This window comes from Flavobacterium aquidurense, assembly GCF_001404985.1.
In the GTDB taxonomy this organism is placed as follows: Bacteria; Bacteroidota; Bacteroidia; order Flavobacteriales; family Flavobacteriaceae; genus Flavobacterium; species Flavobacterium aquidurense_B.
The window spans coordinates 186,174-208,686 of record NZ_JRLF01000007.1; the positions used below are offsets into that span (position 1 = coordinate 186,174).

Here is a 22,513-nt window from a genome sequence, read left to right on the forward strand (position 1 = left end):
ATTACTAGTGAATACAAAATCTTATTTTTTTCAGTCTTTTGCAATTGTAGCATTGGCATTCATAGCTTTCATTGGATTTAAGCAAATCTTACCGGATAAAATCTTTCCGGACAGCAAAGTAGATTCTAAAAACGTACTTATAGATAGTCTGCTTTTAGAATCCGTGGCAAATGATTCTTTAGCTCAGGCTGGAGATAGTCTTTCTGAGGACGAGAAAAAGGAAGCTAAGGAGAAAATAGTTTTTGATGCTTCAGAAGGAATAGAATTCCCATCTGAAACTTTCGATAACTATAAAGGCTATCAATATCTTATTTCCTTTTATGAAAAATTATATCAGCTTGAAAAAAATCCACAATCTAAAGTAAGGATCGCCTATTACGGAGATTCGATGACAGATGGAGATTTGATCGTTCAGGATGTCAGATCTAATTATCAGGAACGTTTTGGTGGTAACGGCGTTGGTTTTGTATCCATAACGTCAGAGTCAGCAGCATCAAGAGGTTCTGTGAAATCAACCTATTCTAAAAACTGGAAAACATTATCGTATTTAAATATCAAAAATCCAATTAGTCCATTTGGAGTAAATGGTCATGTATTTTTTGCGAATGATAAAGCAAATACGACCTGGGTTCAATACGAAGCAGGGTTAAATAAATACGCGACGACTTTAGATAATCCAACATTGTTTTACGGAAGATCGTCTAAAAAAGGAAATGTTAATTTTATCATTGGAAAAGATACACTTAGAAAAAACCTTGTCCCAAATAATTTGATCAATACCTTAAAAGTTACATCAGGAAGCATAAAAGCATTTAAAGCAAATTTTATACATGCAGATTCAATTCCTATTTATGGCTTTAACTTTGATAATGGTATTGGAGTTCATGTTGATAATTTCTCTCAAAGAGGAAATTCAGGATTGCCAATCTCTATGTTCAATGCAAATGTAATGCAGGGATTTAACCATAGTTTAAAATATGATTTGGTTATTTTGCATTACGGAACCAATGTTTTAAACTACGGAACCAAGAATTATTCATGGTATCAAAGAGGTATGACAAAAGCAGTAAATAAAATTAAGGAATCATTTCCGGGAGTTTCTATTTTGATTATTTCAACAGCAGATAAATCAACAAAATATGATCTGGAAATGAAAACAGATTCTGCCGTAGTTCCTTTGATGAAAGCGCAAAAAAGATATGCACTTGATACTGAATCCGGGTTTGTGAATTTATATACACTAATGGGTGGCGACGGATCAATGGTTAAATGGGTAGACGAATCTCCAGCAAAAGCCAATAAAGATTATACGCACTTTAATCAACGAGGCGCAAAAGCTATTGGTAAATTATTATACGATCAATTAAATAAAGGTTACGAGCAATATAAAGTTTTACGAGAAAATAGAGAGACTGATGTAAATAAACGGAAAGCAGTCAGAAAAACAAATACAGATTCCGTTTCTGTAAAAAAAGATAGTGTAAATGAATAGACTTATTATTTTCTTTTGTTGTCTTTTTTTCTCCACAAATGACAAAACGCAAAAGACAGATTCACCTCCAATAAAAAAAAATATGATTCATAAAGTCGATACAGCAGCGGTTGATTCTTTTTCTGAGGATAGAATCTATAATGCGGAAGTCTTAGAAAGTATTTTCAAAAAATTAAAGGAGACTGAAAACTACAAAAATCAGAGAATAAGTATTGTGCACATTGGAGACTCTCATATTCAGGGTGATTTGATGACAAATGATATTAGAAAGAATCTGCAGCAAAAATTTGGAAATGCCGGTAGAGGATTTGTTTTTCCGTATCAGCTGGCTAAAACAAATGGTTCATATAACGAACGCTTTTATTCGAATAGGATTTGGGAAAATTATCGAAATATCCATCCATTCAAAAGTCGTCCGGTTGGTTTGAGCGGAATAGCACTCTGGAGAGATAATGGCGGTTTTGCAGTAGAATTAAATATAAAAGATGCGGCCTATAAATTTAATTCTATTCATATTATTACCCCTCAAAACCAGAATATGTTTGATTTGGCAACATCATCCCAAACAAAAACAATTCAATCTACAGAACGAAAAGTAATAACGCATAAAATAAAAAAAGGAGAAGCCATTTCGACAATTGCTGATAAATATAATATTTCAATAGCCGAGATTAAAAGAGAAAATCATCTTAAGTCAAATAATATTCGTGCGGGCAGAACCCTTAAAATTTTAACGAATGAAACAAAGCCGAAGAATATTACAAGTTCAGAGTTTGTTACTTTAGATCTTGAATCAGATTCCTTTACTCATTCATATCATTCAGATAAACTGTTAGATAAAATTTACCTGATCCCAAATAAAAATGCAGATAAATACGAACTTAACGGATTGGTTTTAGAGAAAGATGCACCCGGAATAATATATAGTGGAATAGGAGTTAACGGAGCTAAATTTTCAGATTATAATAAGTATCCATTATTCTTTCAGCAATTAAAAGCCTTGCATCCGGATTTGTTGGTTTTTTCTTTAGGAACAAATGAAAGTTATGATCACATGGAAGCTGCTGCTTATATAAAGGAATTAAGAGAGTTTATAAAAAATATAAAAGATCAAAACAGTACTGTTTCGATAGTAGTTATGACACCGCCTCCTTCTTTACTTAAAGCAAGAAAACCTAATATATATATTCGCGATTATGCAAAAAGTATTCTTGAAATCGCAAAAACGGATGGTTTTGCAGTTTGGGACCTATATGACGAATTAGGAGGAATGGATGGGATTAAAAATTTAAAATCCGCAGGATTAATTGGTCCTGATTGGGTTCATTATTCTAAAAAAGGATACGAGAAACAAGGAAATTTGTTTACAGAGGCGTTTTTAAAAGCATACGATAATTTTAAATTAAAAAATTAAGTTGATTACAACAGATAGCATAAATAATTGGTTTGTTCAAAATTTTGGTACAGTTACTCTAGAACAGGCTAAAAGTTGGTTTATATATAATCCTGAAGAAAAATTACTATTTAATACAGGTTTATTCTTAGGATTGTTTCTCGTGTTTTATTTTGTGTATGCTTTCCTGCGCAAAACATTTTATTTGAGATTAACATACGTTATTCTCTTCTCGCTTTTCTTTTATTATAAGTCAAGCGGAATTTACTTTTTACTACTATTGCTTTCCTCAGTTGTAGATTATGGTTTAAGCCAGATAATTTATAAGGAAGCAAAAGACAGTAGAAAGAAAATTTATCTAGTTATAAGTGTGATCCTGAATTTAGGGTTACTGGGCTATTTCAAGTACATGAACTTCATGATTGTTACTTACAATGATATGTTTCAGGGTAATTTCCAACTTCATGATATTTTTCTTCCTGTGGGAATTTCGTTTTATACTTTTCAGTCGATGAGTTATATTATCGAGATTTATCGTGAAGAGATTAAGCCAACAAAAAATTATATTGAATATTTATTTTTCGTTTCGTTTTTCCCGCAATTAGTTGCCGGGCCAATTGTTAGGGCAAAAGATTTCTTGCCTCAGATTTACCAAAAGTTAAACCTCACGAAACAAGATGTAAACAATGCTTTGTTTCTGATCATTGGCGGATTAATTAAGAAAACTGTAATATCCAATTATATCTCGATAAACTTCGTTGACCGTGTTTTTGATACACCAATGAACTATACATCGTTCGAAAACCTGATGGCATCTTATGGGTACGCCATTCAAATTTATTGCGACTTTTCAGGATATTCAGATATGGCAATTGGTATTGCTTTGTTGCTTGGATTTAAATTGCCAGCCAACTTTAGAACGCCATATAAATCAACATCAATCACGGATTTCTGGAGAAGATGGCATATTTCGCTGTCGACCTGGTTAAAAGATTTCTTATATATATCTATTGGAGGAAACAGAGAAGGAACATTTGCAGGATTTTTATTCCCGAGTTTATTTTTCTTCGGGTTATTACTTTGGGGAATTTCCAATATAAACGAGAGTTTTATTCCGTTGAGTATCGCAATAGGATCAATAGCATTATTTTGCCTGACATTTTTGCTTTCAAAAAAGAAAAACCAAACCCTGGTAACCAACTTCAATTTATTTACCACAATGCTTTTAGGAGGATTATGGCATGGAGCCGGAGCACAATTTATTGTTTGGGGAGCTTTACACGGATTAGCATTGGCGGTTCATAAAATGTTTATGGAATTTTTTCCTTCTAAAAAAGAAGGCAAAGGTTCAAATTTCTTATGGACGCTTTTTTCAATCATAATAACATTCCACTTTGTGGTTTTCTGCTGGATCTTTTTCCGTGCCAGAGATTTTGAAACAGCTTTACAGGTCATCAACAATATTGGTCAGTTAACATTCGAACCAGAACATTGGCAAGCAATTATATTAGGATATAAAAATGTATTTTTATTAATGCTTTTCGGATATGTTTGGCATTTCTTACCAGAAGTTTTTACCTCAAAAATGAAATTTGTTTTCGATAAAACACCTTTAATAGGAAAAGCAATTATCCTGGGATTTGTATATTGGATTGTTTATGCAACAGCCGTTGCCGGTTCACAACCGTTTATTTATTTCCAATTTTAAAAAGAAGGTTCATAGCAACAAAGGCGCAAAGGTTTTTCTTTTGCGCTTTTTTATTTCTCGCAGATTTTACAGATTTAAGCAGATTAATGCAGTAATTTTTAAAATATAAATCTGCAATAATTTGCAAAATCTGCGTGAAACAGAAACTTTACGTCTTTGTGTCTTCGTGGCAAAATTGCGCTTAAATAAAAATTGCCTGAAATATCTAATTAGATTATCTTTGCACTTCAAATAAAGAAAAAATTATGTTTGATAATTTAAGTGATAAGTTAGATAAAGCCTTCCATATATTAAAAGGGCACGGTAAAATTACAGAAGTAAACGTTGCCGAAACCTTAAAAGAAGTTCGTCGTGCCTTACTTGATGCCGATGTTAACTTTAAAATTGCTAAAGATTTTACTGCCAAAGTAAAAGAAAAAGCGATTGGTCAGGACGTTTTAACAACACTTCAACCAGGACAATTATTGGTGAAGTTAGTAAAAGACGAACTAACAGAATTAATGGGTGGTGATGTTGCAGGAATCAATCTTTCCGGAACACCTAGTGTTATTTTAATGTCAGGACTTCAGGGTTCTGGTAAAACAACATTCTCAGGTAAACTTGCCAACTTTTTAAAAACTAAGAAAAACAAAAAAACACTTCTTGTAGCGTGTGATATCTACCGTCCTGCGGCGATCAATCAGTTGCACGTTGTTGGAGATCAAATAGGTGTTGAGGTTTACTCAGAGCCAGAAAATAAAAATCCTGTAGAGATTGCTCAAAACGCAATCAAACATGCAAAAGCAAACGGTTTCAATGTAGTTATTGTCGATACCGCCGGACGTCTTGCTGTAGATCAGGAAATGATGGATGAAATTGCTCGTGTTCATAAAGCAATTCAGCCACAAGAAACTTTGTTTGTTGTAGATGCAATGACAGGACAAGATGCTGTAAATACAGCAAAAGCGTTCAACGATATCTTAAACTTCGACGGAGTTATCTTAACTAAATTAGATGGAGATACACGTGGTGGAGCTGCGATTTCGATTAAATCGGTTGTAAACAAACCAATCAAATTTGTAGGTACAGGCGAAAAGATGGAAGCAATTGATGTTTTCTATCCGGATCGTATGGCTGAGCGTATCTTAGGTATGGGAGACGTTGTATCTCTTGTAGAAAGAGCGCAAGAACAATTTGACGAAGAAGAAGCAAGAAAACTTCAAAAGAAAATCGCTAAAAACGAATTTGGTTTTGATGATTTCTTAACTCAAATTCAACAAGTAAAGAAAATGGGTAATATGAAAGACCTGGTTGGAATGATACCAGGAGCTTCAAAAGCCATGAAAGATGTAGAAATAGAAGATGATGCTTTTAAACATATAGAAGCAATCATTCACTCGATGACGCCAATCGAAAGAAGCAAACCTGCCATAATCGACGTAAAAAGGAAAGCCAGAATCGCTAAAGGTTCCGGAACCAAAGTCGAGCAAGTAAATCAGTTAATGAAGCAATTCGACCAAATGAGCAAAATGATGAAGATGATGCAAGGTCCGGGCGGAAAAAACCTGATGAAAATGATGGGAGGCATGAAAGGAATGCCAGGCGGAATGCCGAGATAAAGAAAAATATGTTTAAGGTTTAGAGTTTCAAGTTGCTTGGAATTTTAGACCTTAAATTTTTTAACTATATTAATAATAGAGAAGCAGTTAACTTCTCACTTTTAACTCAAAACATTTAACTTACAAGAAATGCAACTACTAGACGGTAAAAAAACAGCTGAAGACATTAAAAACGAAATCGCAGCCGAAGTTCAATCGATAAAAGATGCCGGAGGAAAAGTACCTCATTTGGCAGCCGTAATCGTTGGTACAAACGGGGCAAGTTTAACTTACGTAGGGAGTAAAGTAAAATCTTGCCAGCAAATAGGCTTTGATTCAACTTTAGTAAGTTTACCGGAAGATATTACTGAAGAAGATTTACTGGCAAAAATCAAAGAACTAAACGAAGATGACGATCTTGACGGATATATCGTTCAGTTGCCATTGCCAAAACATATCGACGAGCAAAAAATCTTATTAGCAATCGATCCTGATAAAGATGTTGACGGTTTTCACCCAACAAACTTTGGAAGAATGGCATTAGAAATGGAAAGTTTTATTCCTGCAACACCATTTGGAATTATGGAATTGTTAGAGCGTTACAACGTAGAAACTTCTGGAAAACATACTGTAGTAATTGGAAGAAGTCATATCGTAGGTCGCCCGATGAGTATCTTAATGAGCCGTAAAGGAAATCCCGGAGATTCAACAGTAACTTTAACCCACAGCCGAACTAAAAACTTAGCTGAATTCACTAAAAATGCCGATATCATCATCACAGCTTTAGGAGTTCCTGAATTCTTAAAAGCAGATATGGTAAAAGACGGAGTTGTAATCGTAGATGTTGGAATTACTCGTGTAGAAGATGCATCAAACCCAAAAGGATACGTTATCAAAGGTGACGTAGATTTTGACGGTGTAAGCAAAAAATCATCTTTCATTACGCCAGTTCCTGGTGGAGTAGGGCCAATGACAATTGCGATGTTGCTTAAAAATACCCTTTTAGCAAGAAAAATGAGAAGCGCGAAAAAATAATTTTTGCAATCAAATCATAAACAAAGCCTATTCAATTGAGTAGGCTTTGTTGTTTTATATACTTTGGGCGTGACCGTATTTACAAAAGGCACCATTTAACATTCCGCTTATGCGCGGCTTTTGCAAATACGGTCGGGCTATCCGCGCTACTTCGGTAGCCAGTTCCTATCCCTCACGCAACTTTGCGTAATGCAGCAGTTCCAGCGGGACGATATTTTTATAGAAATATATGATTTATGTTTTGTAGAGCCCCATCGGGGTGACATATAAAAATATACAATATTTAATTTCCAGAAATAAACTCCGCTAGGAGTTACAGTTTGGTAGAAAAAGCATTAAAAACCCATATAATATCCCGTAGGGATTACACATTTTTAGATAATACAGATATATTTAAACGCATCAAAAAAAAGCATCACAAAAAAATCAAGATTAATACTTGTCAATTCAAAATAAAATATAACTTTGCAGTACAAAGTACTTTATTTATGAATCAGAAGCACCAAGAAGATTTAGCACACATTCGTTCCATGATGGAGCGCTCTTCAAGATTTATATCCTTAAGCGGGCTCTCAGGAGTTTTCGCGGGCTTATCGGCTTTAATTGGCGGATTGTACGTTTATCAATTGTTCAAAGTAAACGGGATCGAATATTTTACTGACCAGCATATATTGTTGACAAGTAACTTAGTTTCAGAATTATTCTGGGTTGGAGTTGCAATTTTAGTTTGCGCTTTTGCTTTTGGCATATTTTTTACAATCAGAAAAAGCAAAAAATACGATCTCCCAATCTGGACATCGGCCACAAAAAATATGCTTTTCAATTTAGCCGTTCCTCTTTTGGCAGGAGGCCTATTTTGTCTGGCACTTATATACCACGAAATTTATGGTTTAGTCGCTCCGGCTACTTTAATTTTCTACGGTTTAGCACTTGTGAATGCTGAGAAATATACATTTTCAGATGTTAAGTACTTAGGGTTCTGTGAGTTATTTTTAGGATTTATTTCCCTTTTTTATATTGGATATGGTTTAGTTTTTTGGATCGTAGGATTTGGTATTCTGCATATCTTGTACGGATTAATAATGTTCAAAAAATACAAATAAATCCATACAATGGGAATTATTGATAAACTAAATAAAGATTTCGAAAGCCGTGTCAGACTGGGTATTATGTCCGTTCTGATGGTCAATGAATGGGTTGATTTTACCGAGATGAAAAATCTTCTCAATATCACAGATGGAAATTTAGCCAGCCATTCCTCAGCGCTTGAAAAATCAGAATATATTGAAGTTAAAAAAGAATTTGTGGGTAAAAAGCCTAAAACCTCTTATCAGGTAACTCCAAGAGGACGTGCGGCCTTTAAAGAACACCTTTCTTACCTCGAAAAATTAATGAAATCGTAATAACTATATTTTTTTATCTAAACACTTTGAAACGCAAAGTACTTTTAAAATTTAAAATCATGAAATCGCCACTAAAAAATAAAACCTATTAAAAAAAGGCGATAACATATTTGACCTCTAATAAATAAAATCAACAAATATGAAAAAACACCAAATTATTCTAGCCAGCAGTTTGATATTTACACTGCTTTTTTACAACGAGTCAGTAGGAGTAAACCTCGCTATTTTTGGACTATTACTAACCGGTTCAATCTGTTATTTTTTTCAGGATCGGTTTACAGACAGATCACATTTGATTCTGGTGGTAACTTCGGTTTTGTCATGTCTTGCCTTTGCCTGGTACGGAGACTTTGCTTCTTTTTTGGCTTTGGCAATGTCAATTCTCTTTTTACAATTTAAAACCCAGGAATCTAAACTTAAAATTATACAGATATTTCCATTGGTATTCTTGAATGCATTTGCTTCCGTAGGTCGTATTTTTATGTTTAACCAATGGCTTCCGGAAAAGAAAATTCATAATGATTTTGCTAAAAAAATTGTTGCTTTCGTTGTTATTCCGGCAATTTTTATTGGGTTATTTTTTATCGTATATTCTTTTGGCAGTAACCATTTCTCTTCTTTATTTACAGATTATACTTTAGATATTGATATTGTTCAATTGGTATTAATAAGTATTCTCGGGTTCTATATTTCTTTTAGTTTCTGGAATTATTGGGTACCGGATCTTTCATACGAGAAAAATGCAATGCTGGATAATGATTTCGATAATATAGCCGAAATCAAAAGTCAAAGTACATTCTCGTTTTTAGATATTGATTTCGAGCGAAAAAGTGGCGAGATTACACTGGTATTATTAAATATTATGCTTTTGGTATTTATTACAACCTACAACTACGAACAATTTTTTGAAGTCGTAAAGAATACAAATCTAAGTGCTGATACCCACGAAAGAGTAAATTCAGTAATCTTCTCGATTATTATGGCAGTAGGTTTAATATTATTCTACTTTAAAGGAGGATTCAATTTTGATAAAAAAGCGGCTAATCTTAAAAAATTAGCCAAAGTTTGGATCGTCTTAAACGGACTTTTGATCGTAAGTACATTCATTAAAAACTCTGAGTATATTGCAGTTCAGGGATTAACCTATAAACGATTAGGAGTTTATGCTTTTCTGATCTTAGCTATTATAGGGTTAGTTTTTGTTTTTCTAAAAATTACCAAACAAAAAACAAATGCATATTTGGCAAATCAGATGGTATGGTATTTTTACGGAACAGTGTTATTGTGCAGTTTTGTAAATTGGGGAAATTTGATAACAAATTATAATATCTCAGTAAATAAATGTGCGGAGCCTATATTCTTGAGCAGTTTGAATTTTAATGATGAAGCCCGAAGAGAATATTTTTCTAAGAATAATTTAGACGGTGGAAATGCTGAAATTGTACGAGAAGAATTGATTCAGAATTATCAGAGTGAAGGATTTTTATCAAAAGCTTTGTATTATGAGTTTTTAAAGAAATAACAACAATTTGAAAAACCGTCTTAGAAATATACTAAAGGCGGTTTTTTTTAATATTTAATTATAATTATAAACTTTTGGTTCTTAAAAATAAAAGATACTTTTGCACCACTTAAAAAAAACTTCTCCAATGGACGATTATTATTCGTTAGTATTAAATTAAAATAGCTTTTGAATTATTTCAAAATGCTATGATAAAACCCTGCAATTTTGAAATGAAAGCCTTTTACAAAAACAACAACGGATTAATCGAGACACAAGAATGGACTCCAAACTGCTGGATTAACATTGAGTCTCCTTCAGAAACAGAAAAAAAATATTTACTCGAAGAACTCCAGATTCCCGAAGCTTTTTATAATGATATTGAAGATATCGACGAAAGACCTCGTATGGAAGCTGAAGACGGATGGACTCTGTTTATCATGCGTATCCCGGTAAAAAGTAATGATGTTAAACTGCCTTTTCAAACCATTCCTTTAGGATTAATTTTTAAAGAAGATATTTGCGTAACCATTAGTTTTTATGAAACCGAGATCATTTCTGATTTTGTACAATACACCAATCGAAAAAACATACATATAAAGGATAATTTTGATCTTGTCTTAAGATTGTTGTTATCATCAAGTGTTTGGTATTTGAAATATCTGAAACAAATCAATCAAAAAATAAAACTTGCCGAGGATAATTTAGAGAAATCAATCAAGAATGAAGAATTGCAAGCGCTTTTGCAAATAGAAAAATGTCTTGTGTTTTTCATTACTTCTCTAAAAGGAAACGATGTTTTGTTTCACAGAATTAAAAATTTAAAAGCCCAAAGAGAGCATTTTGATCAGGATTTACTGGAAGATGTTGATATCGAAATTAGTCAGGCGCAAGACACGGCAAATATATACAGCAATATCTTAACCGGAATGATGGATGCTTATGCTTCGGTAATTTCGAATAACATGAATAATATTATGAAGCAAATGACTTCAATTTCTATTATTTTAATGATTCCAACGTTGATTGCCAGTTTATACGGAATGAACGTGCCGAACGGTTTAGAAGAAAGTAAATACGGAATCTGGATATTACTTTTAGTATCGGTCATCTTATCAATCTTTGGTGTTTATCTATTTAAAAGAAGAAGATGGTTCTGATAAAATGATTTATAAAAAGCATTATATAAAAAGACCCTTTCGTTTTTACGAAAGGGTCTTTTTATAAGATCAATTAGTAATCTCCTTTTTTCTTAAATCTAGGATCATCCTTTGATATAAAATCTGTTCGTCGTTTAGGAACATCATCTTTTGATAAAAAATCGGTTCTTCGTCTTGGCGCTTCAGGTTTTGGCAAACTTGCTTCTTCGGTTTTGCTTGACGGTTCAATTAAGTGATTTAATTCTTTAATTTCATCATCTGTCAAATCACGATAACGACCTACCGGAACATCAAGAGAAATATTGATGATTCTAATACGTTTAAGCGCAGTTACATCATAACCCAGATATTCGGTCATTCTACGAATTTGGCGGTTTAAACCCTGCGTTAAAATGATTTTAAAAGTGAATTGGCTTATTTGCTCCACTTTACACTTTTTAGTCACAGTATCCAGAATCGGAATACCATTTCCCATACGTTGTATAAAACGCTCTGTAATAGGTTTGTTTACCGTAACTGTATATTCTTTTTCGTGATTGTTTCTGGCGCGTAAAATCTTATTTACGATATCACCATCATTCGTCATAAAAATTAATCCTTCACTAGCCTTATCCAAACGTCCAATTGGGAAAATCCGTTTAGGGTAATTGATATAATCTACAATATTATTTCGAACCTCAAGATTGGTTGTGCATTCGATTCCAACCGGTTTGTTGAAAGCCAGGTAAACCAATTTATCATGTTTTTCAACAATCAATTTTCCGTCAATTCGCACTTCGTCATTTTGCGAAACTTTTGTTCCCATTTCTGGTACAACACCATTTATTGTTACGCGTCCTTCCTCAATAAGTTTATCAGCTTCACGGCGGGAACAATATCCTGTTTCACCAATAAATTTATTCAGACGTTTTAAATTCTCTTCCATACTGCAAAAGTAGGTAAAATTTAGACTTCTTAGAATTTTAGATTATTAGATCTTTAGATTATATAAGTTGTTTGTCTAAAAAAAACTTAGCAACTCAGAACCTTAAAGCCTCAGAACCTTAAAAAAACCTTTGTTCCTCTGAAACTCTGTCACTTTGAACCTTCATCGATGATATGACGAACTATCCTCAGGCGTTTCTTTCCTGTCAAACATTCCGTAATCGCGCACGACGTTTGCAATCCTTAATTGATAATCTTTAAAAACCTCATTTCTGCCTTTTGCCTGCGCGTGACGATGCATTTCGAGATTTCGCCATTGCTGGATACTTTCTTCATCTTTCCAGAAAGACAAAGACAAAACTTTATCAGGATTCGTAAAACTCTGAAAACGTTCTATCGAAATAAATCCATCGATGTGGTCTAATTCAGGTCGCAGACTTGCAGCAATATCTAAATATTCTTCTTTTTTTCCTTCGTTAGGAACTACTTCAAAAATTACAGCTATCATATTTTGTTTTTTAATTATGCTATCGAAATCCAGATATTTTTAGGTAATCTGGCATTAATCATGGGTTCGTATTCTATATTATTTTCTAAAAGGCTAATCGTATTATATTCCTTAAATAAAAAACATAAAGTTTCAGTTGCCAGATGAATCGAAAAGTGTTTTGCTATGCACATATGTCCACCAATACCAAAAGTTAGATTTTCGTTATTATTGTTTCTTTCAAAATCAAAAACAAGGGGATTTTCGAACTTTTTAGAATCACGATTTGCCGAAGCAAGTACAATTAATATAGTGTCATTTTTTTTAATCAGGCTTTCGCCGATAGTAATATCTTCATTTGCAATTCGTCTTGTGTTATGAATGGGAGGATCAAATCGTAACGTTTCTATAATAGATTTTTGTATTTCATCTTTATCTGAAAAACTTTTGTTACTAAGAATTTGCAATAATGAATTACTCAAAATGCCTCTTCCCGCATCATAACTCTGAATAAACAATCCGATCAGATTGCTAATGGATATTTTCATTATTTCGTCAGGCGAAAGAAATTGAGATTTTGGTGTTTTGTTTAAAAAACGGTTATAGAAATCTAATTCAGAAAGTCGTTTCTCGGCAATTAAAAATAGTGTTTCAGAAATTTCATTTATGGATTTTATCTGTTCTTCAGTTTTGGTTGGGAGCATTATTTTAACCAAAATTTCAATTTTATCTAATACAAAAACACAATCATTTGCTGCAAAACCAAAACTTTTTAAAACAACCAGAAGCGGTAATTTTTTACAAACGGAGTCTACCCAGTCGATTTTATTTTCGTTTATATTATTTTGTATCAATCCGGAAAGAATTTCGTTGATTGCAACAGATTTTATGTTTGAAAATAATAACATTGCAATATCTCTTGCTGCTTCATGTTCAATGCCATTTGAAAGCCTTGTCAGGTTGTTTAAAATCGCAAAAGCATGTTCATTCAGTTTCTGTTTGTCATTAGGGATTATGGCAGGAATAAAGGCATTGGGATTTTTTAGAATTTGAACACAATATTCGTAGGAGTAAATTGCCCATATTTTATGGTATTCATCCCAATAAATCGGATTCTTATTCAACATCGATTTATACACTGAATAAGGATTATCAACATCAGATTGAAGAAATAAAGCAGTAATCATATTGATATTTTTTAGCAAAGTTATCTAACTTTACAAATCAATACTTCATTCTATATTTAACTATGGTACTTAAATGGAAGATCAATTTATAAAAGCTGCAACATTAATTGGTGACGCGACAAGGGCAGCAATCATGTGGACATTATTAGACGGAAGAGCTTTTACAGCCACAGAACTTTCAATTGCCGTAAATACATCTCCGCAAAATATGAGTATGCATTTGGGGAAACTTCTTGAAGCAAATTTGCTTTGTGTAGAAAAACAAGGCCGACATAAATACTACAGATTTTCTAATAAAGAAGTTGCGTATGTAGTTGAAGCAATGGCAAATCTTATTCCGAAGCCTGAAATCTCATCAAAAAGCAAAATCGAAAATTATCCTCCAATAAAATATTGCAGAACGTGTTACGATCATTTGGCAGGAAAAATAGGTGTGGCTCTCGCAGATAGTTTATTAGAGCAAAAAATAATTATTGAAAAGAGTAATACTTTTGAAATTAGTACTGAAGGAGAAAAATGGTTCTCAGATTTTGGAATAAATATTGAAGATGCCAAAAAACAAAAGCGAATATTCTTAAAACCTTGTCTGGACTGGAGCGAAAGACGATATCATATCGCAGGCTCAATAGGGACTTTTCTATTGAATAAAATGCTGGAGCAGGACTGGATTAGAAGAACTGCAAATTCCAGAGCAATTATAATAACAGGAAAAGGTGAAAAGGAGTTATTGAAGAATTTTAATGTTGTTGTTTAGATAATTTTAGATTGCAGATTTTAGACTTCAGATTAATAGATTTCACGCAATCTTGTCATTTCGACGAAGGAGAAATCTTAGTGAGAAGCTCGACAAAGATTGGGTTTTCGTTACGGAGTTACTTGCGAGGATTTCTCCTTCGTCGAAATGACAATACTACCGTTTTTAAGGAAAAAACGTAGTGCCTTAGCGACTTAGTGGCTCAGAACCTTCAGAAAACAAAAACTCAATTACCTTCTCATACAATTCATCATCATGCATGCCGTGACCTAAACCTTTGGTTTCGATGAACTGACTATTTTTCCAGTTACTGGCAATTTTTTTACCTTCTTCAAAAGCTACTATCTTATCTGAAGTGTCGTGAGCAATAAAACCGGCAACATTAAATTGTGAGGCGAATTTTTGTCCGGAGAAATCGCTAATTTTAAAGTTGAAACGATTGATGAATTTAGTTTCAAGAAGTGAAAACATTTTGGTATTCAAACTCAACATCGCAATATAATTATCGATCAATGTTTTTAAGTCCGATGGTGCTCCCAGAATTACCATTTTATTAATGCTCGTATTCGGAAATAAATATTGATGATAAACACAGGCCGCTCCACCAATCGAATGGCCAATAATAATAGTAGGCTGGTATTTTTCGACCGCTTTGTTTATGAATTCAGCATAAAGCGGAATATTAAATTCTTTACCACTGCTTTGTCCGTGAGCCGGAGCATCAATAGCGATGATAGTACTTCCGGATTTTTGAAGATGTGGCAACGTTTTTTTCCAGCGCGAAGCATTGCTTTCCCAACCGTGAACAAGAAGAATTTTGGTTTCGTTTCCTTTCCAGATATAGGTTTGAAAATGATGTTCGTTATGATGAAACGTTTCTGTTTCTGTATTCTTTAATATTTTGGGTAAACCTTCTTTTTGTAATCGTCCAATTCTGGGCTGGCTAAAAAGGGCATAAGAAAGTTCAACCGCTTTTTGTGGACGTACATAACTTAAAAGGTTAATATATGATCCAACTGATTTTAATGTAATGTAACGAATTCCTTTTTTAATTCCCAAAACTTAATTTTTTTCTAAAGATAAAAAATATGCTTTTAAACTTGATAAAAATATTTTGTAACAGATTAAAAGACTATACTGATCTGTGTTTTTTTTGCCACTAATTTCACGAATTTTTACAAATTAATTTATGCTAATTGTGAAATTCTTGGCGAAACTTTTTACTAATCTGTGAAAATCATTTTAATCTGTGGCAGAAAAATAATGACAAAAAAAAGTCCCGATTAAATCGGGACCGTTTATTTAGAATTTAGAGAACAATTGTTCCATTTTTTCTTTTTCTTCTTCAGCCAATGCACTGTCGACTAAGATTCTTCCAGAGTGCTCATCAGTAATGATTTTCTTTCTGGAAGCAATTTCTACCTGAGTTTGTGGCGGGATAGTGAAGAATGATCCTGCAGAAGCTCCTCTTTCGATAGATACTACAGCTAAACCGTTACGAACACTAGTTCTGATTCTAGTGTAAGCAGCTAATAATCTTTCTTCGATCTGACCTGAAAACTCAGCTGATTTCTCAGATAAGAAGATTTCTTCTTTTTGAGTTTCAGCCATAATAGCATCTAATTCAGATTTTTTATGTTTTAAGTGTGAACTTTTAGCGTCAAGTTTTTCTTTTAAATTAGAAATAACTTCTTTTTTATGTTCGATAGAAGCTTTCATTTCTTTGATTTGCTTTTCAGCTAATTGAATTTCTAATTCCTGAAATTCAACCTCTTTAGTCAACGAATTAAATTCTCTGTTATTACGAACTGATTCTTGTTGTTTTGTGTATTTTTTGATAACCTCTTTGTGCTCATCAATCGCATTTTTCTTCGATTTGATAAGATCCTCAATAACCTCAAGTTCACTTTTCAGTTTCTCTGAACGCGTGCTTAAACCTGCAACTTCATCTTCTAAATCTTCCACTTCTAAAGGAAGCTCACCTCTCACGTTTCTGATTTCGTCAATTCTAGAGTCAATAAGCTGTAAATCGTATATTGCTCTTAACTTGTCCTCAACACTTAATTCTTTCGTATTCGCCATATTCTATAAGTACTTAACTGGATTTGTATTTTCTTCTGATAAAATGATGGCAAAATTAAGGATTTTTTTTCGAAGATAATCAACAATATAGTTTTTTGTATAGCGTTCGCTCTCAAAATGACCAATATCGGCTAAAAGTAGTCGGTTTTCAGCTTCATAAAACTGATGGTATTTTAAATCGGCAGTCAAAAAAGCATCGGCTCCAGCCATAATTGCATTTTTTATGGCAAAACTTCCAGATCCGCCCAAAACGGCAACTTTCTTTATTTTTTTTCCTGTAAAAGCAGAATGACGAATTCCGTCGGCAATCATTTTATCTTTTACAAAAAACAGAAAATCTTTTTCATTCATTTCTGTTTCAAATTCACCAATCATTCCTAAGCCAATATTTTGGTGAGCATTTTTTAAATCGTAAATTTCATAAGCGACTTCTTCATAGATATGATTCGAGAAAAGAGCTTTTAAAATTCGGGATTGTAAATGTTTTTCAAAGATAACTTCAATTTTTATTTCGGTTCCAGTATGTAATTTTCCTCTTTCTCCAATGACAGGATTACTGTCTTCGTTTCCCTGAAAAGTAAAAAAACCTTCGGTATTAAAACTACAATTGTCATAATTACCAATAGTTCCTGCTCCAGCCTGAAACATTGCGTTTCGAACTTTCTCGGAATTATCCGGAGTGGTATAAGTAACTAGTTTCTGGATAAAACCTTGTTTCGGAATCAAAACCTTGGTATTTGCTAAACCTAAGGCATCACAAAATATTTTATTAACGCCAGCTGAATGATTGTCTAAAGCAGTGTGAACAGCATAAATAGCAATATCATTTTTGATAGCTTTCAGAATGGCGCGCTCTACATAATTTTTGCCCGTAATTTTTTTAATTCCGGAGAATAAAATCGGGTGAAAACAAACTATCAGATTACAGTTTTTAGCAATAGCTTCATCGATTACATTTTCTAAAGCATCGTGACAAACTAAGACACCATTACTTTCGGTTTCTACATTTCCGACTAAAAGACCAACATTGTCAAAATCTTCGGCGTAAGCCAAAGGTGCCATTTCTTCCAGGACTGCTAATATTTCTTTGATTTTCATTATTCTTTTGTTTCAGGTTTCAAGTTTCAGGTTTTACATTGTAATTTGAAACTTTAAATTTGAAACAAATTAACGAAAAATAATATACTTTTTTAGTTTAAAGAAGCAACTGTCTCATTTGAATTATCTAGACTAATGATATGTATTTCGTATATTTGTAATTCTAAATCATAAGTCATGACTACAATAAAAGTTAACGAGCAAACGAAGACAGGAAAAGCATTTATGGCGATGTTTGAAGCTTTTTTTAAAGGTGTTGAAGGTATTGAAATCGTTGAACCAACATGTGGATAGGTTAATGAAGAGCCAAGTATTTACAGCTCTGAATTTATTAAAAAAGTTAAAAAAGCAGAAGAAAATATTAAAAATGGCGAGACTACAACGCTAGATCCTAATGATATATGGGGAAGTTTAGGCATAAAATAAATCTATGAAATTACTTCGAAAAATACTTTTTCCGTTTGCCATCTTATACGGAATCATTACTTCAATCAGGAATTTTCTTTTTGATAAAGGAATTCTGAAATCAACATCTTTTAATATTCCGGTTATTGCAGTTGGAAATTTAAGCGTAGGCGGAACAGGGAAAACTCCTCAAATAGAATATCTTATTCGTTTGTTATCTGATCGTTATCAGGTAGCAACTTTAAGTCGCGGTTATAAACGAAAATCTGAAGGATTTGTTTTGGCAAGTGAAAGTTCGAATGCCGAAATTTTAGGCGATGAACCGTTTCAGTTTTACCAAAAATTCCCAAATATTCAGGTAGCGGTAGATGCTGATAGAACAAACGGAATAACACAATTACTTTCGCAGAATGAAAAGCCACAAGTTATTTTGTTAGATGATGCTTATCAACACCGTAAAGTAAAAGCAGGTTTTTATATTTTGTTGAGTTCATACGATGATTTATATGCAGATGATTATATGCTGCCAACCGGAAATCTTCGCGAAAGCAGAAGCGGAGCCAACAGGGCAAATATTATTATAATTACAAAATGTCCTAAGAATTTGTCTGATGAAGATCAGGCAAAAATTCGTTTGAAATTGAAACTGACTTGTTCACAACAAATCTATTTTACTTTTATAGATTATGACGATTACATTTATGGAGAAAATGAAAAAATTGCTGTAAATCAAATTAAACAGGAATCAAAATTACTTTTGGCAGGAATTGCAAAACCAACGCCATTTTTTGATTATTTAAAAAATGAAAATGACGAATGTATGACTTTCCCGGATCATCATAATTTCTCCGAAACAGATTTGGACTCAATTCAGAAGAAGTCGCAGAACAAAAAAATCATTACAACAGAGAAAGATTATGTGCGTTTAAAAGATTCTAAATTAGCTTCGCAATTGTATTATTTGCCTATAAAGAGTACATTCATTAACCATCAGCAAAATTTTGACGCTACTATTTTAGAGTATGTTAAGTTAAACTCAGAATCTTTGTGACTTAGTCCCGAAGCTTGTGGATAGCAACTCAAAAAGAACTAATCAAAAAACTTAGCAATTATGCTATAAAATTCATCTGGTACAAATGGTTTTGTAATTACATCATTCATTCCAAAAGATAAAAGCATGTCTCTGTTTTCGTCGAGGGAAATAGCTGTTAAAGCAATAATTGGAGTCGTTTTGTCAAATTCCCTGATTAATTTTGTAGCCGTTGTTCCATTGATTCCAGGTAAGTGCACATCCATTAGAATCATATCAAAACGCTTTATTTTTAAAAGATCAATAGCATCTTCTCCGTTATCGATAATCTCGCATGTAATAGCTTTGTTTTCAAGCATTTTACGGGTAATCATCTGATTGATCTTATTGTCTTCAATCAATAAAATAGATTTGTGTTTTAATTGCTTGTCGTTGTAAGGTTTTGTCTCTTCGACTATTACTAAAGGTTCTTGGTTAATCTTAAAATTCAGTTTAAAGGTAAAAGTAGAACCTTTGCCTACTTCACTTTTTAATTTTATTTCGCCTCCTAAAAGTTCGATCAGTTTTTTTACAATTGTAAGCCCTAAGCCGGTTCCGCCATATTTTCTGTTGACTTCAATAGAACCTTGTGAGAAGCTTTCAAAGACAGTTTGCAGTTTGTCTTCAGGAATACCAATTCCCGTATCTACAATTTCGAAATATACGGTTGCATAGTCTTCTTGTTTAGCATACAGTTTTGCAATTACATCCACATTTCCGTTTTGAGTAAATTTTAATGCGTTGTTAATCAGGTTTAAAATAATCTGAGATATTTTAGTAGGATCGCCAATTAAATTATCGGGGATTGTATTGTCTATTTCAAGATTAAAATAATTTTTATTGGCAGTTGCTAATTCTTTTAGAGAAGTTTGAATATTAAATAGTAACTCTTTTAAGTTGAAGCTAATGTTTTCTATTTCGACTTTTGTCGAATCGATTTTATTAATTTCAAGAATTTCATTGATAAATGTCGTGAGATAGTTTCCTGAAAATTTTAAAGATTCTAAATACTTAAGTTGTGTCTTTTTAGGATGATCTTCCAGAAGTAAATGTGTGATTCCGTTAATCGCGTTTAATGGCGTCCTGAGTTCATGACTCACGGTTGATAAAAACTCTGATCTGGCTTTAGATGCTTTTTCTGCTTTATTTTTGGCCAGGATAAGTTCTTTATTTTTCTCTCTTAAAAGTAAATTATTCTGATTTCGAATAATATTGTTTTTATACAGCGCTAAACTCAAAAGTGATAAAATAGAGATAAGTGCGATGGCTAAAATACTAACCAATTTAGAGTAACGATACGTTTTTAACTGAATTTTTTCTTCACTTTCCCGTTTAATAGTATTGTTTAAAGATTGATTTTTTTTGAACTTTTCGAATTCATTAAGATCAAATTTGGCATTTTTTAATTTCAGGATATAATTTTCTAACTGATAGTGTTCGTCTAAATAAGAATAGGCGAGATCAAAATTTTTATTCTGTTTATAATATTGGCTTATCGCTAAAATGATTTTTGATTTTTTTACCAAATCATTGCTTTTTGAGTTGTAGTCTAAAGCGTTGTCCAGATAAATTATAGCCGAATCATTTCTTTTAAGCTGAGTTTCGATTAAACCAAGCTGGTAATAAGAATCTGCTTTTGTTTTAAAGATATGCGGGTTATCAGGTTTTTTAGTAATTTCCTGAAGCGTTTTTGCAGCAAGAGGTAAATTTTTGTTTGCTTTTAAGGCCATCGCTTTCTGATAGCTTAAAATTTCTGCATTATCAGCAATTTTTAATTGATTTAAAAGGTCATCTGCTTTTTTGTAATACAGTTCAGCAGTTTCATAATTGCCTTTTGCGGTATTGACAGTACCTATATAATGCAGTGCTAAAACTTTGGTACAAGTTGGTTTTACACGATCAAATGAAGCAACACTTTTGTGAAAGCTTTTTAATGCTTCATCATATTTATGCTGTTTGTAATAAATTTTTCCAAGCTTGAAAGTTTGATTGGTCAAGCCTTCAGGTTTGTGATTTGTCTCGCAAAAATCTATGGACTTTTTAGTATAAAAAACTGCTTCTTTATATTTTTTATTGCCCAGATTATTGTTTATTAGCTTGTTATAATAGAAAACGCTATCTGTATTCTTTTTGGTTTGAGAATACAAAAATGAATAAAAAAAACAAAAAACAATAAAAAAGAGTTGTTTCATGTATTTGCAATGCTTTTACAATGAATCTTATGTTTTTCTTACAAGCAAAATCAAATCAATTAATCTTGATGAATAGCCAATTTCATTGTCATACCAACCCACAACTTTTACCATTTTATCAATAACGGAAGTTAGCTGCGCGTCAAATAAACATGAATGTGTATTGCCAATTACATCAACAGAAACAATTGGATCTTCTGTGTAATCTAATATTCCTTTTAAATTTGTTTTTGAGGCTTCTTGAAATGCTTTATTTATTTCTTCTATTGTAACAGCACGTTTTACATTAAACGTAATATCTGTCAATGAACCATCGGGAACGGGAACTCGAATTCCGCAACCACCGATTTTCTCATGCAATTTAGGAAAAATTTTTGTTAATGCCTTAGCTGCACCTGTAGTTGTTGGAACAATTGACTGACTTGCGCCTCTTGCACGGCGTAAATCCTTATGTGGCTGGTCATGAAGACTTTGATCTGTTGTGTAAGAATGTATAGTTGTAATGTAAGCTTGCTCAATTCCACATAATTCATCGATGATTTTTATCATCGGGGCAGCATTATTTGTTGTACAGCTTGCATTAGAAATGATGTTTTCAGTTCCGTCCAGAATATTTTCATTAACACCTAAAACTACAGTCTTAATGGTATCAACTTCTGATGGGGCAGAAAGAATCACTTTTTTTGCTCCTGCTTCAAGATGAGCATTTAATTCTTCATGGGTTTTATATTTTCCTGTAGATTCTACTACAAAATCAATATTATGGCTTTTCCAATCCAGGTTTGAAATCTTTTTTTCGTGAAAAAACAAATAATGTTTTTCATTGACAATTATGCCTTCTTCGTCATGACTAACGACAAAAGGTAAAACACCATGAATACTGTCGTATTTTATCAAATGAGCCATAGTTTTGTTATCGGCAATATCGTTAATGGCAACGACTTCAATTTCAGGATGGTTTAAAAGTAAACGGAATAAATTTCTACCAATTCTTCCAAAACCATTAATAGCAATTCTTGTTTTCAATCTTTAGGTTTATTCGGTTA

Annotated in this window: 20 protein-coding genes; 12 read left to right on the top strand and 8 right to left on the bottom strand. The window is 32.8% G+C overall.

Annotation, left to right across the window (positions count from 1 at the left end):
* Positions 1 to 7 precede the first annotated feature (7 nt).
* The 9 genes from RC62_RS05170 (at position 8) to RC62_RS05210 (ending at position 11,269) form a co-directional block, all read left to right on the top strand.
* On the top strand, positions 8 to 1,492 hold the full coding sequence (locus RC62_RS05170) for an SGNH/GDSL hydrolase family protein (protein WP_055093274.1): 1,485 nt from the start codon (positions 8 to 10) through the stop codon (positions 1,490 to 1,492).
* An 82-nt stretch (positions 1,493 to 1,574) separates the two neighbouring features.
* On the top strand, positions 1,575 to 2,906 hold the full coding sequence (locus RC62_RS05175) for a GDSL-type esterase/lipase family protein (RefSeq protein WP_245176786.1): 1,332 nt from the start codon (positions 1,575 to 1,577) through the stop codon (positions 2,904 to 2,906).
* 1 nt (position 2,907) lies between these two features.
* The gene (locus RC62_RS05180; protein ID WP_055093277.1) at positions 2,908 to 4,593 is read left to right on the top strand and encodes an MBOAT family O-acyltransferase; all 1,686 of its coding nucleotides are present in this window, start codon (positions 2,908 to 2,910) and stop codon (positions 4,591 to 4,593) included.
* A 245-nt stretch (positions 4,594 to 4,838) separates the two neighbouring features.
* Entirely contained in the window at positions 4,839 to 6,191 is a 1,353-nt protein-coding gene (gene ffh / locus RC62_RS05185) for a signal recognition particle protein (RefSeq protein ID WP_055093278.1), read from the top strand.
* 129 nt (positions 6,192 to 6,320) lie between these two features.
* Positions 6,321 to 7,205, top strand: coding sequence for a bifunctional 5,10-methylenetetrahydrofolate dehydrogenase/5,10-methenyltetrahydrofolate cyclohydrolase (locus tag RC62_RS05190; RefSeq protein WP_055093280.1), 885 nt, complete (start codon positions 6,321 to 6,323; stop codon positions 7,203 to 7,205).
* Between the two features lie 488 nt (positions 7,206 to 7,693).
* Positions 7,694 to 8,308: a hypothetical protein gene (locus tag RC62_RS05195; RefSeq protein ID WP_055093282.1), complete on the top strand. Its 615-nt coding sequence runs from the start codon at positions 7,694 to 7,696 to the stop codon at positions 8,306 to 8,308.
* Between the two features lie 9 nt (positions 8,309 to 8,317).
* Complete coding sequence (locus RC62_RS05200; protein WP_055093284.1) at positions 8,318 to 8,608, top strand: winged helix-turn-helix domain-containing protein; 291 nt, start codon at positions 8,318 to 8,320, stop codon at positions 8,606 to 8,608.
* A 139-nt stretch (positions 8,609 to 8,747) separates the two neighbouring features.
* The gene (locus RC62_RS05205) at positions 8,748 to 10,130 is read left to right on the top strand and encodes a DUF4173 domain-containing protein (protein WP_055093286.1); all 1,383 of its coding nucleotides are present in this window, start codon (positions 8,748 to 8,750) and stop codon (positions 10,128 to 10,130) included.
* Positions 10,131 to 10,318: 188 nt separating this feature from the next.
* On the top strand, positions 10,319 to 11,269 hold the full coding sequence (locus RC62_RS05210) for a magnesium transporter CorA family protein (RefSeq protein WP_245176787.1): 951 nt from the start codon (positions 10,319 to 10,321) through the stop codon (positions 11,267 to 11,269).
* Positions 11,270 to 11,342: 73 nt separating this feature from the next.
* On the opposite strand, the gene rluF is transcribed toward RC62_RS05210, so the two are convergent.
* From rluF to RC62_RS05225, 3 genes are all read right to left on the bottom strand, one after another.
* Positions 11,343 to 12,194, bottom strand: a complete 852-nt coding sequence (gene rluF, locus RC62_RS05215) for a 23S rRNA pseudouridine(2604) synthase RluF (RefSeq protein ID WP_055093288.1) — start codon at positions 12,192 to 12,194, stop codon at positions 11,343 to 11,345.
* Positions 12,195 to 12,356: 162 nt separating this feature from the next.
* Positions 12,357 to 12,701 carry an antibiotic biosynthesis monooxygenase family protein gene (locus tag RC62_RS05220; protein WP_055093291.1) on the bottom strand — a complete coding sequence of 115 codons (345 nt, stop codon included), beginning with the start codon at positions 12,699 to 12,701 and terminating at the stop codon, positions 12,357 to 12,359.
* Positions 12,702 to 12,715: 14 nt separating this feature from the next.
* Entirely contained in the window at positions 12,716 to 13,867 is a 1,152-nt protein-coding gene (locus tag RC62_RS05225) for a cytochrome P450 (RefSeq protein WP_055093293.1), read from the bottom strand.
* A 73-nt stretch (positions 13,868 to 13,940) separates the two neighbouring features.
* On the opposite strand from RC62_RS05225, the gene RC62_RS05230 reads away from it, so the two are divergent.
* Positions 13,941 to 14,621, top strand: a complete 681-nt coding sequence (locus RC62_RS05230; RefSeq protein WP_055093295.1) for an ArsR/SmtB family transcription factor — start codon at positions 13,941 to 13,943, stop codon at positions 14,619 to 14,621.
* A 186-nt stretch (positions 14,622 to 14,807) separates the two neighbouring features.
* Here RC62_RS05230 and RC62_RS05235 read toward each other — a convergent pair whose 3' ends face one another.
* The 3 genes from RC62_RS05235 to RC62_RS05245 all read right to left on the bottom strand — a co-directional run bounded on the left by RC62_RS05235 (position 14,808) and on the right by RC62_RS05245 (position 17,801).
* Positions 14,808 to 15,680 carry an alpha/beta fold hydrolase gene (locus RC62_RS05235; RefSeq protein ID WP_055093296.1) on the bottom strand — a complete coding sequence of 291 codons (873 nt, stop codon included), beginning with the start codon at positions 15,678 to 15,680 and terminating at the stop codon, positions 14,808 to 14,810.
* A 243-nt stretch (positions 15,681 to 15,923) separates the two neighbouring features.
* Positions 15,924 to 16,703 carry a zinc ribbon domain-containing protein gene (locus RC62_RS05240; RefSeq protein WP_055093298.1) on the bottom strand — a complete coding sequence of 260 codons (780 nt, stop codon included), beginning with the start codon at positions 16,701 to 16,703 and terminating at the stop codon, positions 15,924 to 15,926.
* A gap of 3 nt (positions 16,704 to 16,706) precedes the next feature.
* Complete coding sequence (locus tag RC62_RS05245) at positions 16,707 to 17,801, bottom strand: Nif3-like dinuclear metal center hexameric protein (protein ID WP_055093300.1); 1,095 nt, start codon at positions 17,799 to 17,801, stop codon at positions 16,707 to 16,709.
* 312 nt (positions 17,802 to 18,113) lie between these two features.
* Here RC62_RS05245 and RC62_RS23245 point away from each other — a divergent pair, with 312 nt between their 5' ends.
* Positions 18,114 to 18,227 (top strand): DUF2683 family protein, encoded by a 114-nt coding sequence (locus RC62_RS23245; protein WP_410501011.1) that lies wholly within the window; start codon positions 18,114 to 18,116, stop codon positions 18,225 to 18,227.
* A 4-nt stretch (positions 18,228 to 18,231) separates the two neighbouring features.
* On the top strand, positions 18,232 to 19,257 hold the full coding sequence (gene lpxK / locus RC62_RS05250; protein WP_055093303.1) for a tetraacyldisaccharide 4'-kinase: 1,026 nt from the start codon (positions 18,232 to 18,234) through the stop codon (positions 19,255 to 19,257).
* A gap of 38 nt (positions 19,258 to 19,295) precedes the next feature.
* Here lpxK and RC62_RS05255 read toward each other — a convergent pair whose 3' ends face one another.
* Together RC62_RS05255 and gap are read right to left on the bottom strand one after the other, a co-directional pair.
* Positions 19,296 to 21,467, bottom strand: coding sequence for an ATP-binding protein (locus RC62_RS05255; RefSeq protein WP_055093305.1), 2,172 nt, complete (start codon positions 21,465 to 21,467; stop codon positions 19,296 to 19,298).
* 27 nt (positions 21,468 to 21,494) lie between these two features.
* On the bottom strand, positions 21,495 to 22,493 hold the full coding sequence (gene gap, locus RC62_RS05260) for a type I glyceraldehyde-3-phosphate dehydrogenase (RefSeq protein WP_055093307.1): 999 nt from the start codon (positions 22,491 to 22,493) through the stop codon (positions 21,495 to 21,497).
* Between the last annotated feature and the right edge of the window lie 20 nt (positions 22,494 to 22,513).